The following is a 14747-nucleotide window of genomic DNA, read 5'->3' on the forward strand; positions in this document are numbered from 1 at the left end:
ATGGAGAAAATAAGAGTGCTTATAGTTGATGATTCAGCCTTTATGAGAAAGCTTATTTCTGAATTCCTAGCTGAAGATTCTAAAATTGAAGTAATTGGAACTGCAAGAAATGGTAAAGAAGGACTGAAAAAAGTAAAAGAATTAAAACCAGATGTTGTAACGATGGATGTAGAGATGCCAATATTGAACGGATTAGATGCGGTAAAGCAGATTATGCTCGAACAACCTACTCCAGTCATAATGCTGTCAAGTACAACAAAGGAAGGGGCAGAGAATACATTAACCGCAATCCAAAATGGTGCAATCGATTTTATTGCAAAACCGTCTGGTGCAATTTCTCTCGATCTTCATAAAATCAAGGAAGAACTAATACTTAAGGTCATCTCAGCTAGTAAAGTTAGCCGTAAAAATTTGATAAATATATTACCAAAGACTACTAAATGTGAAGATAGTTATAGTAGAATAGAACTAAGAAAACCTAATGACATTGTTAATAAGGCATTTAATAGAAGCAATTCCAATACAAAAAAAATAGTTTGTATTGGAACTTCTACCGGGGGACCTAGGGCACTACAGAATGTCCTTACGAATCTGCCTGCGGATATTGATGCTGGAATTCTTATTGTTCAACATATGCCAGCTGGATTTACCAAATCTTTAGCAATAAGATTAAATTCAATCAGCAATATTTCTGTGAAAGAAGCTGTCGATGGTGAAATTGTACAAAAGGGGACTGCTTATATTGCTCCTGGAGGTCTACATTTAAAAGTTGTAGAATCTGGCTTGAATCTCTTAATAAAGCTAGACAAATCTGAGTCGCGTAACGGTCACAGACCATCTGTAGATGTACTATTCGAATCTGTAAGTGAAATTAAAGAGTATATGAAAGTAGCAGTGATAATGACTGGCATGGGATCAGATGGAACACAGGGGCTAATTGCTTTAAAAAATAATGGGACAGTAAGAGCAATTGCTGAATCACAAGAGACATCGATCATTTTCGGGATGCCAAAAGCTGCTATTGCAACAAGATTAATTGATGAAGTTCAAGATGTTGATAAAATCGCTGAATCTATTTTGAAATATGTATAATGCCGAGGGGTGCAGGGCTAATGGATATGAACCAATATTTAGAAGTATTTATTGAAGAAAGCAAAGAACATTTACAAGCATGTAATGAGCAACTTTTAGAGTTGGAGAAAAATCCAGAGGATATTACCATTGTAAATGAAATTTTTCGTTCAGCCCATACGTTAAAAGGAATGTCAGCAACAATGGGTTATGAAGATCTCGCTAAGCTTACTCATCAAATGGAAAATGTCCTTGATGCAATTCGTAATCACAAAATTAAATTTAATCCTGAAATTCTTGATGTTGTTTTCCTAGCTGTTGATGATTTAGAAGCTATGGTTCAGTCTATTGCAGAAGGTGGCGATGGGAAAAGAGATGTATCAGACGTCGTCGCAAAACTATTATTAATTGAAAAAGGGGAGAGCCCTAGCCAAACAGCTGCCAAATCAGAAGTAGCAGCTACCATTGCGGATCCAGTTCAGAAGAATATCAAAAGTGTATATGACGAATTTGAACTAACAGTCCTCCAACAGTCAAAAGAACAAGGTTTCGAAACATTCGAAATAACCGTTTCATTACGAGAAGATTGCTTATTAAAAGCAGCAAGAGTATTTATGGTTTTTGAAATTATGGAAAAAATTGGAGAAGTCATTAAATCAACCCCTTCCGTAGAGCAGTTGGAGGAGGAGCAATTTGATCGTGAATTTACTGTTACCATTGTCTCAAAGGATATTAAGGAAGACATTCAAAAGAAGGTAATGAAGGTTTCTGAGGTGGATAGCGTAGAGGTAAATCTACTAACGATGGAAGATCTTCGGTCATCTGAAAAAGAACCTATCGAGGCTGAGCTACCTAATAGTGTTAATGATACTGAAAAGGAAATTCAGGATAATAGTGAGTCTAAGAAGCAGGAGGAGAAAAAGGCAGCAACATCCTCATCCTCTTCGAAACAAAGCAGCAAGACTATTAGGGTAAATATTGAAAGACTTGATATTTTAATGAATTTATTCGAAGAATTAGTTATAGACCGAGGCCGTCTTGAGCAAATTTCACGTGATTTAAATAATCAAGTGCTTCACGAAACTGTGGAACGCATGACAAGAATTTCAGGTGATTTACAAAATATTATTTTAAATATGAGAATGGTACCTGTTGAAACAGTATTTAATCGATTCCCGCGTATGGTACGACAATTAGCACGTGATTTAAATAAGCAGATAAACCTTGAAATTATTGGAGCAGAAACAGAACTTGACAGGACAGTAATAGATGAAATCGGAGATCCATTAGTACATTTAATCAGAAATGCATTGGATCATGGAGTTGAAACTCCTGAAATTAGAAAGGCAAACGGAAAAAGCGAAGAAGGTACGGTTATACTAAAGGCTTATCATAGCGGAAACCATGTATTTATTGAAATAGAAGATGATGGTGCTGGAATAAATAGAGAAAAAGTGTTAGCCAAAGCGATTAAAAAGGGAATTGTTACGGAGCAGTCTGCTGCATCTATGAGTGATAAGCAAGTTTTTGAATTAATTCTTGCTTCAGGTTTTTCCACTGCGGATAAGATTTCGGATGTATCTGGACGTGGAGTAGGGCTTGATGTTGTTAAGAGTACAATTGAATCATTGGGTGGATCCATTACTATTGATTCAACTCATGGAAAAGGGTCGATTTTTTCTATTCAATTACCGCTTACATTATCAATTATTTCTGTCATGCTTACAGAAATACAAAAAGAAAAATACGCTATTCCTCTTTCTTCGATTATTGAGACAGCAATTGTTAAAAAATCAGATATTTTAAATGCCCATAATCAAAGAGTAATTGATTTTAGAGGGAAAGTTGTTCCACTTTTATTCCTAAAAGAGATTTTCGATGTACCTGTTTTTGAAGAAGAGGATGAATTCTATTCTGTTGTAATCGTTAGAAAAGGTGACAAAATGGCAGGACTTGTGGTTGACTCTTTTATCGGACAACAGGAAGTTGTTTTAAAATCATTAGGAAATTATTTAACGAATGTATTTGCTATTTCAGGTGCAACTATACTTGGTGATGGCCAAGTAGCATTAATCGTTGATTGTAATGCCTTAATTAAATAAACCTTAATCATTTAATGAGAATGTATGTAGGAGTGAATCAGAATGACTCAAGCCATTGCCTCTGAAATTAAATTAATAGTTTTTCAGCTTAATACGAAAGAATATGCTATTCCTGTAAACCAAGTTCGATCTATAGAAAAGGTCGAACATATTACGAGGGTACCTCATACTGATAAATTTGTGAAAGGGGTATTAAATCTTCGTGGAGTTATTACACCAATAATCGATCTTCGCAGTAGATTTGAACTGGATGAATCTAGTTATTCTGACAGCACTCGTGTTATTATTGTTGGGTTTAATGAATTAGAAGTTGGCTTTATAGTAGATTTGGCAAATGATGTTATTGATATTCCTGTTAATTCAATCGAGCCTCCTCCAGAGGTTGTTGGAGTAAAAGAAGCAGAATATATTAATGGCGTTGCAAAGATCGGAAAAAGATTATTAATCCTAATTGATCTTGAGAAGATATTAAAAATTGAAGAACGATCAAGTATTCAAGGGATTGAAGGATAATAACATGAGTTTTATTAAAAACATTTCATCCATGCATTTAGATATTTTGAAAGAGATTGGTAATATTGGAGCTGGTCATGCGGCTACTGCTCTTTCAAAATTGCTGAATAAAAAAATTGATATGAAAGTTCCAGACGTCCGTGTCGTTTCGTTTGATGAAATGATGAATATGATGGGTGGAGCAGATAATGTAGTTGCCGGAGTATTTCTAAGAATTGAAGGAGATGCACCCGGAAGTATGTTCTTTGTTCTACCTATTGAACAAGCAACACATTTTATTCAAGAAATGATTGGGGATGAAAGTTTCAATCTTGAATTGCCACCATATAACGAAATAGGCATATCAGCATTTCAGGAACTTGGCAATATTTTATCTGGCTCATATTTGTCTTCGTTATCTGATTTTACTAATTTATCATTATATCCTTCTGTCCCATCTCTTAGTATTGACATGGCGGGTGCAATCATTAGTTATGGATTGATAGAATTATCACAAGTTAGTGATTATGCAATTGTCATTGATACAGCATTAAATGATGATGAAGGAATAGATTTAGAATCCGTAAAGGGACATTTTTTCTTATTGCCGGATCCAGAATCGTTTGAAACGATTTTTACATCATTGGGAGTTCCACAAAATGATTGAATGTAAAAATATTATTAAAGTTGGAATTGCAGATATGAATATCGTTAAAAAACCAGATATAATCCGGACTTCTGGTTTAGGTTCATGTGTTGGAGTTGTTATTTTTGATCAATCGAAGGAAATAGCAGGACTTGCTCATATCATGCTTCCTGATTCTTCACTTGCTAAAGCTGGATCTTTGAATATAGCAAAATATGCTGATACGGCTTTGAAGGATCTTGTATCAAAGTTAATACATAACGGTGCAAGAGCCTATTCCTTGAAAGCTAAAATTGCAGGCGGGGCACAAATGTTTCATTTTTCTTCAGGCAGTGATATTATGCGGATTGGTCCAAGGAATGTAGAAGCGGTAAAAACTGAGTTATCAGCATTAAAAATTAGCATTATTGCGGAGGATGTCGGTGGGAATAGCGGGAGAACTATTGAATTCGATCCACAAACATGCCTTTTGCATATTCGTACTGTTAATAAGGGAGTACGGGAAATTTAATCAGCTTCTTTCTAGATGAGAGGGCTGTTTTTCCATTTAGATCTTTGGTGTTGGAAAATAATGTATTTATGATTAGGTTTATCAATTAAAATTCTCGAGATCATGAAGTACATTTATTGATTAGGTAATGTTTGAGGAGGGTGGATATGTCGCTTCAAACGACAGAGGAACAAACATATTGGCAAAATTGGGTTAACTTACGTGATACTCAAGCAGGAGATTTTCTAGTAAGAAAATATATGCCCCTAGTAAGTTATCATGTTCAGCGCATTTCTGTAGGGCTTCCTAAAAATGTGTCGCGTGATGATTTACGAAGCCTTGGAATGATGGGTTTATATGATGCCCTGGAAAAATTTGATCCAAACCGTGATCTGAAATTTGATACATATGCTTCCTTCCGAATTCGTGGCGCTATACTTGATGGTTTAAGAAAAGAGGATTGGCTACCTCGTAATACGAGAGAGAAGGCAAAAAGAATAGATGCAGCCATTGAAAAGCTTGAGCAGCGTCTGATGCGAAATGCCAGTATCCAGGAGATTTCAATTGAGCTTAATATGAGTGAAGAAGAGGTCCAGTCGGTCATAAATGAACACTTCTTCGCTAATATTTTATCAATTGATGAAAAACTTAATGACCAGGATGAAAAAGAGGGACAATCCCATATTATTAAAGATGATCGGGCAGATATTCCTCATGAAAAAATTGTAAAGGATGAAATGATCCGAGAATTGGTGGAAACGATTACATATTTAAATGAAAAAGAGCAGCTCGTTATCAGCTTATTTTATAGTGAAGAATTAACCTTAACGGAGATTGGACAAGTAATGAATCTATCTACATCTAGAATTTCTCAAATTCATACAAAGGCCATTTTTAAATTAAGGAATGCTTTAAAAAAGGTTTTTTAATAAATTGATTATTACGTGAAAAGGGGAATTAAGATGGAGGAGTATTATCGAGTTACTATTTCCAAGGATCGATTAATAGCAAAGTTAGACTTGATTCTCACACTAGAAAATGACTTTACTATAGAAAGAAATGAAATCATTAATTTTCTATCTAAAGAAAAAATAATTTATGGCATAAATGAAGACCTGATAAATAAAATCTCGGAGGATCCACGATCCATAAATTATCCTGTCATCATCGCCGAAGGTAATGCTCAAAAAGACGGCATAGATGCATATCTTCTTAATGAAGTTCGTCATGATAAGAGTGAAGGAAGAGAAAAATTTAATTTTCGAAAAGTATTAGAAATTCCTTCTGTCTCTAGCGGTCAAATTCTAGCTACGATTGTCCCACCTACGCCGGGAAGTGATGGGACTGATGTATTCGGAAATAAGATTGCTTCCAAAAACGGAAAACCAATTAAAATCCGTCCTGGGAAAAATGTTATCTTAAACGGAACAAGTTTTTATTCAACCTCAGAGGGGCAGTTAAGCTTAACAAACAAAATGATATCTGTAAATCCAATTTTTGAAGTTAATGGAGATTTAGATTTAAAGACTGGGAATATTGAATTTATAGGGAATGTTATCGTTCGAGGAAATGTTCCAAGCGGATACGAGATTAAAGCTGGTGGCGATGTTACAATTTATGGTTTAGTTGAAGGAGTAACGATTAAAGCTGAAGGCAACATTATTGTTTCAGGAGGAGTGACTGGAGGAAATAAAGCCTTTTTAACTGCTGGAGGCAATATACAGGCAGCCTATATTAATCAATCGTTTTTGCAAGCTGGACAAGATATCATTATTAGTAACTATATATTGCATAGCAATGTACAAGCGGGTAATTCAATTCAATGCAAAAGTGCCCTTGTCATTGGTGGGATTTTGAAAGCTAGAAATGATATACATGTAAAGGAAGTTGGAAACCATTTATATACTAAAACAGACTTGCAGGCTACGATTGATTCTTCATTTGATGAAAGAGAACGTGAGCTCCAGGCGGAAAAGTCTAAATTAATTGAGAGTTTCGAAAAATTATCCAGTATTGAGCAAAGGATACAAGAAATTGAAAAAAGGACTGGAAACCTTTCCACTGAGCAAAGAACGATCATATTAAAACAAAGATCTACTAAATACCATATCAATGAGCAGCTTACTAAAGTAAATGATGAACTTGAGCAAATTAAAGAAGAAAGAAACGAAAAAATAATATCCACCATTTATATATATGAAACAATCCATCCTAATACTACGTTGCACTTTGGAAAATATGCAATGCAAATACAGCAAAAGCATTCAGCCGTAAAATTTTCATTTTTAAATGGAGAAATAGTTTCAGATCCAATACGATAAACTTGTCCATGAGTTCATAAGAAATAGGTGAGTGTTATGAGTCTGAAGTCCATTGAAATGCAGGTCGCTTTACCCCGAACAGTGGAAGTAGGAAAAATCCAAGAGCAAATGCAGCAACGGGGACAAAACATGAATGATTTAGCAGCTGAGCGCATACAAAAAGAAGAAATACAGAATAGAAATACTGTCACGAAACAAGAACAAAAAGCCAAATTAAATCTTTCCAATGACAATAGACAAAATAATGAAAATTCCGGAGAAAACGACAATCATCAAGAAAATAAAAACAAGACAAATAAAAAGACAAAAGAGACTCACCCTTATAAAGGTAATGTTATTGACTACAGCGGATAGAGGGATTTTATGACTACATTTTTTATTTTTTTTAGTATTTTTCTAAATATAATAGCATTGTTTGCTATTATCATTTTATTTCTTCGGCAAAATCGGATTTTAGAAGTAGAAAAAAAACAAGAAAAAATGTTTTTAGAAATGGAAGAGGTCATCTCTTCCTATTTAGTACAAATGAAGGAAGACAATGAGGATTTTATTAAAAGATTGAATAAGATTGATTTACAATCCACTCATTCATCGTTTACTGAAAAAAACAATAGTGATAAAAACGAAGAAAAAAATGTAGATCATAATAGTTTTCAAACCAGGATTGGAAAAGCTTCTGTCTATAGCGCTGCTAATGCTTATAAGCAAAATGCTAAAACCTCTATTTTAAGACATGATCATGAACATCCCCCTTTGTCAGATCAAACTGTGGAGCTGCCTTCATATGAAATAAACACAAATAAAGAATTAGGAAATTTGATCATCAATAATAGCAGCAATGATTTTCAAGAGCAATCATTACTAAGTCAGGTTTTGCATTTAAAAGAACAAGGATATTCTGAAGAAGCCATTGCACAAAAATTAAATAAAGGTAAAACTGAAATAGCATTATTACTGAAATTTAATCAAAAAAATGAGGAATAACTTGATTGCTCAATAGAATTATGCTATATTAACAAATGGTGTTAATACACACGCTTATTGATTTAGTCGGATGGTGCTGAGAATTATCAGTTCCCGATTAGAAATGATTTAAGCGGAGGAAATCAAACCATTAGGAGGAATAAACAATGTCAGTAATCTCAATGAAGCAATTGCTTGAAGCTGGTGTACACTTCGGTCACCAAACTCGCCGTTGGAACCCTAAAATGAAAAAATATATTTTCACAGAGCGTAACGGCATCTATATCATCGATCTTCAAAAAACAGTTAAAAAGGTTGAAGAAGCTTATAACTTCGTGAAGGAGCTTGCTGGTAACGGCGGTACAATCCTTTTCGTTGGTACTAAAAAACAAGCTCAAGATTCTGTTAAGGAAGAAGCAATTCGTTCAGGTATGTACTACGTGAACCAACGCTGGTTAGGTGGTACTTTAACAAACTTCGAAACAATCCAAAAGCGTATTGCACGTCTAAAAGACATTGAAAGAATGGCTGAAGACGGTACTTTCGAAGTACTTCCTAAAAAAGAAGTTGTTCAATTGAAAAAAGAGCAAGAGCGCTTAGAAAAATTCTTAGGCGGAATCAAAGATATGAAGTCTATTCCAGACGCTTTATTTATCATTGACCCACGCAAAGAGCGTATTGCTGTTGCAGAAGCACATAAATTAAACATTCCAATCGTAGGTATTGTAGATACAAACTGTGATCCGGATGAAATTGATGTTGTAATTCCAGCAAACGATGATGCTATTCGTGCTGTTAAACTTTTAACAGCTAAAATGGCAGATGCTATCCTTGAAGCAAAACAAGGTGAAGAAGTTACAACTGCTTAATAGAAAAGCGGAAGCCCTTGCTCAGGGGCGACAAGCATAAGGCGAGCTGTCGAGAAGGTTGTATTTTAACCTTCTTGGCAGATTGACTTATGACCACGAGCCCCTAGGCGCTGGAGCTAGACATAGAAAAGCGGATGCGCTAAGCTGACCTTTTCTAAAATAATTTTTCTTAATAAAGAAGGTGATAAGAGGAGCATCCTTTATCACCTTTTTTTAAGAATAGGTAATTAGAAAAAACTAGTATCTTGTTTGTAAGTATATTTAATAGGCAAAAATATAAATACATAATGGATAATAAGGAGGATTTCATAATGGCAATTACTGCTCAAATGGTTAAAGAACTTCGTGAAAAAACTGGCGCTGGAATGATGGATTGTAAAAAGGCACTACAAGAAACAGATGGTGATATGGAAAAAGCTATCGACTTCCTTCGTGAAAAAGGTATCGCTAAGGCTGCTAAAAAAGGTGACCGTATTGCAGCTGAAGGACTTACAGCTATTAAAGTTGAAGGAAATGCAGCTGTTATTCTCGAAGTGAACTCAGAGACAGATTTCGTTGCAAAGAACGAGGGCTTCCAAGTTCTTGTTAAAGAATTAGCTGAACATCTTCTTACAAAAAAACCTGCTACTGTTGAAGAAGCATATGGACAAGAAATGGCTAATGGTGCAACTGTTGAAACTCACATTAATACAGCAATCGCAAAAATTGGAGAGAAGTTAACACTTCGCCGTTTTGAAATCAAAACAAAAAATGATAGCGATGCTTTTGGTGCATACTTGCATATGGGCGGCCGCATTAGTGTATTAACTGTCCTTGAAGGTACAACTGATGAAGACGCAGCTAAAGATGTATCAATGCATATTGCAGCTCTTAACCCTAAATATGTATCTCGTGACCAAGTTTCACAAGAAGAAGTAGAGCGTGAGCGCCAAGTATTAACACAACAGGCTCTAAATGAAGGCAAGCCTGAAAATATCGTTGCGAAAATGGTTGAAGGCCGTATTAGCAAATATTTTGAAGATGTTTGTGTAAATGATCAAGCATTTGTTAAAAATCCAGATCAAAAAGTTGGCAAATTTATTGAATCAAAAGGTGGAAAAATTCGCGAGTTTGTACGCTTTGAAGTTGGAGAAGGCTTAGAAAAGCGCGAAGACAATTTTGCTGAAGAAGTAATGAGCCAAGTTAAAAAATAATCACATATTTGTGATACAGTGAGAAAAGCTTTAATTCCAGGGAACACTTTGTGTTCCCTGTTTTTCAACGGATTTAATTGATTACATATGGAGGTCCTTATGAGCAACCCAAAATACAAACGCGTTGTCTTAAAATTGAGTGGAGAAGCTTTAGCAGGAGAACAAGGCTTTGGAATAAACCCTGCCGTTATAAAATCAGTAGCATCACAAGTTAAAGATTTAGCTCAATTAGGGGTAGAGGTTGCTGTAGTTGTTGGTGGTGGAAATATTTGGCGCGGAAAAATCGGAGAAGAAATGGGTATGGACAGAGCAAATGCAGATTATATGGGGATGCTCGCCACTGTGATGAACTCTTTAGCTCTTCAAGATAGTCTTGAACAGATAGGTATAGAGACAAGGGTGCAAACATCTATAGAAATGAGACAAGTTGCAGAACCATATATTCGAAGAAAGGCGATTCGCCATCTAGAGAAAAAAAGAGTAGTCATTTTTGCTGCTGGTACTGGAAACCCATATTTTTCAACTGATACTACTGCTGCTTTGCGTGCAGCTGAAATTGAAGCTGAAGTTATTTTGATGGCGAAAAACAATGTAGATGGAGTCTATTCCGCAGACCCACGCATCGATAAAAATGCCAAAAAATATGAAGAGCTGTCATATCTCGATGTATTAAAAGAAGGTTTAGCTGTTATGGATTCAACAGCATCATCTCTATGCATGGATAATAATATTCCATTAATTGTTTTCTCTATTATGGAACAAGGAAACATTAATAGAGCAGTTATGGGTGAAAAAATTGGTACAATAGTGAGGGGGAAAAAATAATGCCAAAACAAGTTATTGCTAATACAAAGGAAAGAATGACAAAAGCAATTTCAGCTTATTCACGTGAGCTAGCTTCAATTCGTGCGGGTAGAGCTAATGCATCTTTACTTGATAGAATTACGGTAGACTATTATGGTGCACCAACACCTGTTAACCAGTTAGCAGGAATATCTGTACCTGAAGCGCGTCTTCTTGTCATTCAGCCATATGATAAATCAATTCTTGGTGATATTGAAAAAGCAATTCTTAAATCAGATATCGGCTTAACTCCTTCTAATGATGGAAGTATTATCAGACTTTCAATTCCGCAGCTGACAGAAGAGCGACGTAAAGAACTTGTAAAACAAGTAAAAAAAGAATCAGAAGAAGCAAAAATTGCAGTTCGTAACGTCCGTCGTGATGCTAATGATGATTTAAAAAAGCTTGAGAAAAATGGCGACATCACAGAAGATGATTTGCGTGGATACTCTGAGGATATTCAAAAACTAACTGATGAGCAAATTGCAAAAATCGATTCAATTACAAAAGATAAAGAAAAAGAAGTCCTTGAAGTGTAATGGAGCTTAATTTGTTATAACTAGATTAACTCGAGCACTTCTATTGATATGAACGATTTATAAATGTGACCCTCTATCATTAGGGGGTTTTTTCAATCTTTATTAGATACTATTTAAATTTTAATTAAGAATTAATAATTGGCTTTAAAGCATATTCTTAATTTCATCTTCCATACATACTCTTTTTATAGAGATAACTTTTATTTTTTTTGGTATGATAATACCATGCGAAAATGAAAAAAATATTTTCTATCAATAGTTGTATCTTATCATACATGTTAACTATCTGAAGCTTTATTGCTTTTCTTGTCGGAGGTAAGTTAACCTATCTTAAAGGAGCTGTCTTATGTTAAATAAAATGAAACAATGGAGGAATCAAAATAGCTTATCTGATCTTCAAGAGAGAATTTTGAAAATTAAAGAGCTCCAAGTTCCTTCCCATGTAGCGATTATTATGGATGGCAATGGTAGATGGGCAAAAAAAAGAGCCCTCCCAAGAGTAGCTGGGCATCATGAAGGAATGAAGGTAGTTCGAAAAATAACTAAATTGGCTAATGAACTTGGTATCAAAACTTTAACTCTTTATGCTTTTTCTACAGAGAATTGGAAAAGGCCCAAGATTGAAGTGGATTTTCTAATGAAGCTTCCTGAAGAATTTCTTGGCACATTCCTCCCTGAACTGGTAGAGGAAAATGTCCAGGTTCAAATGATTGGGTATAAAGAAATGCTTCCTACTCATACTAGGAATGCAATTGAAAAAGCAATGGAGGATACAAAGAATAATAATGGCTTAATTTTGAACTTTGCTCTAAATTATGGTAGTAGGGCAGAAATTATCGATGGAGTTAAGCGTTTCTTAAAAGATTGTAATAGTGGTATAATGAACGAAAATGAGCTGAATGAAGAAAATTTTTCAAAGTATTTAATGACGAAGGATCTAACTGATCCAGATTTATTAATCCGAACAAGTGGTGAAATTCGGTTAAGCAACTTTATGCTTTGGCAGCTAGCATATACTGAATTTTGGTTTACAGATGTATTATGGCCTGATTTTAGAGAAGATCACTTTATTGAAGCAATAGAGGTTTTCAAAAATCGCCAAAGACGTTTTGGAGGAGTGTAAAAAAAGGTGTTGAAATCATAGATGAAGCAAAGAATTATTACAGCTATTATATTCGGTGCAATTTTCATACCCGCAGTTGTTTATGGGGGAATGCCGGTTATTATTCTCGCTTATTTATTGGGTTCTATTGCACTATATGAAGTATTAAAAATGCGAAAACTCAGCCTCTTTTCTATACCGGGGCTTATATCATTATTGTTATTATGGGTTATTCTATTGCCTGTACAATTTCAAGATGTACTTGAGAGTTTAGGGATTATGAAAATTGAATTTGTTCTTATTGCGGTACTGCTTTTTTTGACTTATACAGTGGCAACAAAAAATCAATTCAATTTTGATGATGTGGCATTTTCCATACTTGCAACTTTATATGTCGGAATAGGGTTCTATTATTTTATTGAAACACGTGAATCAGGACTAGTTTATATTTTCTATTCACTTTTTATTATATGGGCAACTGATTCTGGAGCTTATTTTATTGGCCGAGCTATCGGGAAAAGGAAGCTTTGGCCAGAAATAAGTCCAAATAAAACAATTGAAGGTTTCATAGGCGGTGTCGTTTGTGCCATAATTGTGGCCATATTATTTGTTGTTTTTTCGGATATTGATGCAACCTTCATACAATTATCCATTGCAACAATTGTTCTGTCCATTTTTGGACAAATTGGGGACTTAGTTGAATCGGCTTTAAAGCGCCATTATGAAGTGAAGGATTCAGGAAATATTTTACCTGGTCATGGCGGGATACTAGATCGTTTTGATAGTTTATTATTCGTATGGCCATTATTACATTTTATTCATTTATTATAATTTCCAAGTCATTCAAAAAGCTTATTGTTTTCGTGCACTTGCTTTTTTCAACAGGAGTTGAGTTTAATGAAGTATATTAGTTTAATGGGCGCAACCGGTTCAATTGGAACCCAGACTTTAGATATAATAAGGGAACATCCTGGCGAATTTCGTCTTATTGCTTTATCGGTTGGCAGAAATATTGATCTAACAAGGAAAATTATCAAGGAATTCAATCCAGATCTGGTATCGACTTCAGAAAGATCAGCGGCAAAAGCTCTTGAAGCAGAATTTCCGGATATCACTTTTACATACGGACAAGAAGGGTTAATAGAAGTAGCAGTTTACCATAAAGCGCAAATTCTTGTTAATGCAGTAAGTGGAAGTGTGGGGCTTACTCCAACTTTGCAAGCAATTAAAGAAAGAAAAACGATAGCCATTGCGAATAAAGAAACGCTTGTGACAGCTGGTCATCTTGTAATGGAAGAAGCGAAGAGGAATGAAGTATCATTACTCCCAGTAGATAGTGAGCATTCAGCTATTTTTCAGGCATTGCAAGGAGAGCAGCATAAGAATATTGAAAAGTTGATTTTGACTGCCTCAGGCGGGAGTTTTCGAGATCGGACTCGTCAAGAGTTAGAAAATGTAACGGTTAAAGAAGCACTTAACCACCCTAATTGGTCTATGGGAGCAAAAATTACAATTGATTCAGCAACAATGATGAATAAAGGATTAGAAGTTATTGAAGCTCATTGGCTTTTTTCTATGGATTATGACAAAATTGATGTATTATTGCATAAGGAAAGTATTATTCACTCAATGATTGAATTCCATGACAGCAGCATCATTGCTCAGCTGGGTACACCGGATATGAGAGTCCCTATTCAATATGCATTAACATATCCAGACAGATTGCCACTTCCAACTGCAAATCGTCTAAGCTTATCAGAAATTGGGAATCTCCATTTTCAAAAAATGGACATGAACCGCTTCCGTTGCTTGCGGTTTGCATATGAGGCAGGTAAGGAAGGTGGGACAATGCCTACTGTACTAAACGCTGCAAATGAAGCAGCTGTTGCTGCCTTCTTAGAAGGAAAAGCTACTTTCCTGCAAATAGAAGATCTTATAGAAAGAGCATTAAGTATTCACAAAAACATCAAAAATCCTGGATTTACTGAAATACAGGAAGTTGATAAGGAAACGAGAAAATATATTAACTCACTTCTATAAGAAAAGAGGGATCACCTTCTGAACAATCAAAGTACTGATCGTTATCTAAGGTGATAATTCTAACCCACGACGCATT

Annotated in this window: 16 protein-coding genes; all 16 read left to right on the forward strand. The window is 35.1% G+C overall.

Annotation, left to right across the window (positions count from 1 at the left end; translation table 11 throughout):
• The 16 genes from FSZ17_RS09985 to FSZ17_RS10060 all read left to right on the forward strand — a co-directional run bounded on the left by FSZ17_RS09985 (window position 1) and on the right by FSZ17_RS10060 (window position 14671).
• Window positions 1-1092 (forward strand): protein-glutamate methylesterase/protein-glutamine glutaminase, encoded by a 1092-nt coding sequence (locus FSZ17_RS09985; RefSeq protein ID WP_057769879.1) that lies wholly within the window; start codon window positions 1-3, stop codon window positions 1090-1092.
• A gap of 20 nt (window positions 1093-1112) precedes the next feature.
• Window positions 1113-3173: a chemotaxis protein CheA gene (locus FSZ17_RS09990; RefSeq protein ID WP_057769881.1), complete on the forward strand. Its 2061-nt coding sequence runs from the start codon at window positions 1113-1115 to the stop codon at window positions 3171-3173.
• 42 nt (window positions 3174-3215) lie between these two features.
• On the forward strand, window positions 3216-3686 hold the full coding sequence (locus tag FSZ17_RS09995; protein WP_057769883.1) for a chemotaxis protein CheW: 471 nt from the start codon (window positions 3216-3218) through the stop codon (window positions 3684-3686).
• A 4-nt stretch (window positions 3687-3690) separates the two neighbouring features.
• Complete coding sequence (locus FSZ17_RS10000; RefSeq protein WP_057769884.1) at window positions 3691-4332, forward strand: chemotaxis protein CheC; 642 nt, start codon at window positions 3691-3693, stop codon at window positions 4330-4332.
• Window positions 4325-4822 carry a chemotaxis protein CheD gene (locus FSZ17_RS10005; RefSeq protein ID WP_057769885.1) on the forward strand — a complete coding sequence of 166 codons (498 nt, stop codon included), beginning with the start codon at window positions 4325-4327 and terminating at the stop codon, window positions 4820-4822. Before FSZ17_RS10000 ends, FSZ17_RS10005 begins: the two co-directional genes overlap by 8 nt.
• Window positions 4823-4968: 146 nt before the next feature.
• On the forward strand, window positions 4969-5730 hold the full coding sequence (locus FSZ17_RS10010) for a FliA/WhiG family RNA polymerase sigma factor (protein ID WP_057769887.1): 762 nt from the start codon (window positions 4969-4971) through the stop codon (window positions 5728-5730).
• Between the two features lie 33 nt (window positions 5731-5763).
• Window positions 5764-7122 (forward strand): flagellar assembly protein A, encoded by a 1359-nt coding sequence (locus FSZ17_RS10015; RefSeq protein ID WP_057769888.1) that lies wholly within the window; start codon window positions 5764-5766, stop codon window positions 7120-7122.
• 57 nt (window positions 7123-7179) lie between these two features.
• Window positions 7180-7476: a hypothetical protein gene (locus FSZ17_RS10020; protein ID WP_228460312.1), complete on the forward strand. Its 297-nt coding sequence runs from the start codon at window positions 7180-7182 to the stop codon at window positions 7474-7476.
• 9 nt (window positions 7477-7485) lie between these two features.
• Entirely contained in the window at window positions 7486-8106 is a 621-nt protein-coding gene (locus tag FSZ17_RS10025; RefSeq protein WP_057769890.1) for a hypothetical protein, read from the forward strand.
• Between the two features lie 146 nt (window positions 8107-8252).
• On the forward strand, window positions 8253-8954 hold the full coding sequence (rpsB, locus tag FSZ17_RS10030) for a 30S ribosomal protein S2 (protein ID WP_057769891.1): 702 nt from the start codon (window positions 8253-8255) through the stop codon (window positions 8952-8954).
• A 311-nt stretch (window positions 8955-9265) separates the two neighbouring features.
• Entirely contained in the window at window positions 9266-10147 is an 882-nt protein-coding gene (tsf, locus tag FSZ17_RS10035; RefSeq protein WP_057769892.1) for a translation elongation factor Ts, read from the forward strand.
• 99 nt (window positions 10148-10246) lie between these two features.
• Window positions 10247-10972 carry a UMP kinase gene (pyrH, locus tag FSZ17_RS10040; RefSeq protein WP_057769894.1) on the forward strand — a complete coding sequence of 242 codons (726 nt, stop codon included), beginning with the start codon at window positions 10247-10249 and terminating at the stop codon, window positions 10970-10972.
• Window positions 10972-11529: a ribosome recycling factor gene (frr, locus tag FSZ17_RS10045; protein ID WP_057769895.1), complete on the forward strand. Its 558-nt coding sequence runs from the start codon at window positions 10972-10974 to the stop codon at window positions 11527-11529. Before pyrH ends, frr begins: the two co-directional genes overlap by 1 nt.
• Window positions 11530-11875: 346 nt before the next feature.
• Window positions 11876-12652, forward strand: coding sequence for an undecaprenyl pyrophosphate synthase (locus FSZ17_RS10050; RefSeq protein WP_057769896.1), 777 nt, complete (start codon window positions 11876-11878; stop codon window positions 12650-12652).
• A gap of 21 nt (window positions 12653-12673) precedes the next feature.
• Window positions 12674-13462 carry a phosphatidate cytidylyltransferase gene (locus tag FSZ17_RS10055; protein WP_057769897.1) on the forward strand — a complete coding sequence of 263 codons (789 nt, stop codon included), beginning with the start codon at window positions 12674-12676 and terminating at the stop codon, window positions 13460-13462.
• 66 nt (window positions 13463-13528) lie between these two features.
• Window positions 13529-14671 carry a 1-deoxy-D-xylulose-5-phosphate reductoisomerase gene (locus tag FSZ17_RS10060; protein ID WP_057769898.1) on the forward strand — a complete coding sequence of 381 codons (1143 nt, stop codon included), beginning with the start codon at window positions 13529-13531 and terminating at the stop codon, window positions 14669-14671.
• Window positions 14672-14747 lie beyond the last annotated feature (76 nt).

Source organism: Cytobacillus dafuensis, assembly GCF_007995155.1.
Lineage (GTDB): Bacteria > Bacillota > Bacilli > Bacillales > Cytobacillaceae > Cytobacillus > Cytobacillus dafuensis.

Bases quoted from the DNA above. Each gene is read 5' to 3' on its own strand.
- FSZ17_RS09985 (WP_057769879.1), top strand. From the start codon at position 1: ATGGAGAAAATAAGAGTGCTTATAGTTGATGATTCAGCCTTTATGAGA.
- FSZ17_RS09990 (WP_057769881.1), top strand. From the start codon at position 1,113: ATGGATATGAACCAATATTTAGAAGTATTTATTGAAGAAAGCAAAGAA.
- FSZ17_RS09995 (WP_057769883.1), top strand. From the start codon at position 3,216: ATGACTCAAGCCATTGCCTCTGAAATTAAATTAATAGTTTTTCAGCTT.
- FSZ17_RS10000 (WP_057769884.1), top strand. From the start codon at position 3,691: ATGAGTTTTATTAAAAACATTTCATCCATGCATTTAGATATTTTGAAA.
- FSZ17_RS10005 (WP_057769885.1), top strand. From the start codon at position 4,325: ATGATTGAATGTAAAAATATTATTAAAGTTGGAATTGCAGATATGAAT.
- FSZ17_RS10010 (WP_057769887.1), top strand. From the start codon at position 4,969: ATGTCGCTTCAAACGACAGAGGAACAAACATATTGGCAAAATTGGGTT.
- FSZ17_RS10015 (WP_057769888.1), top strand. From the start codon at position 5,764: ATGGAGGAGTATTATCGAGTTACTATTTCCAAGGATCGATTAATAGCA.
- FSZ17_RS10020 (WP_228460312.1), top strand. From the start codon at position 7,180: ATGCAGGTCGCTTTACCCCGAACAGTGGAAGTAGGAAAAATCCAAGAG.
- FSZ17_RS10025 (WP_057769890.1), top strand. From the start codon at position 7,486: ATGACTACATTTTTTATTTTTTTTAGTATTTTTCTAAATATAATAGCA.
- rpsB (WP_057769891.1), top strand. From the start codon at position 8,253: ATGTCAGTAATCTCAATGAAGCAATTGCTTGAAGCTGGTGTACACTTC.
- tsf (WP_057769892.1), top strand. From the start codon at position 9,266: ATGGCAATTACTGCTCAAATGGTTAAAGAACTTCGTGAAAAAACTGGC.
- pyrH (WP_057769894.1), top strand. From the start codon at position 10,247: ATGAGCAACCCAAAATACAAACGCGTTGTCTTAAAATTGAGTGGAGAA.
- frr (WP_057769895.1), top strand. From the start codon at position 10,972: ATGCCAAAACAAGTTATTGCTAATACAAAGGAAAGAATGACAAAAGCA.
- FSZ17_RS10050 (WP_057769896.1), top strand. From the start codon at position 11,876: ATGTTAAATAAAATGAAACAATGGAGGAATCAAAATAGCTTATCTGAT.
- FSZ17_RS10055 (WP_057769897.1), top strand. From the start codon at position 12,674: ATGAAGCAAAGAATTATTACAGCTATTATATTCGGTGCAATTTTCATA.
- FSZ17_RS10060 (WP_057769898.1), top strand. From the start codon at position 13,529: ATGAAGTATATTAGTTTAATGGGCGCAACCGGTTCAATTGGAACCCAG.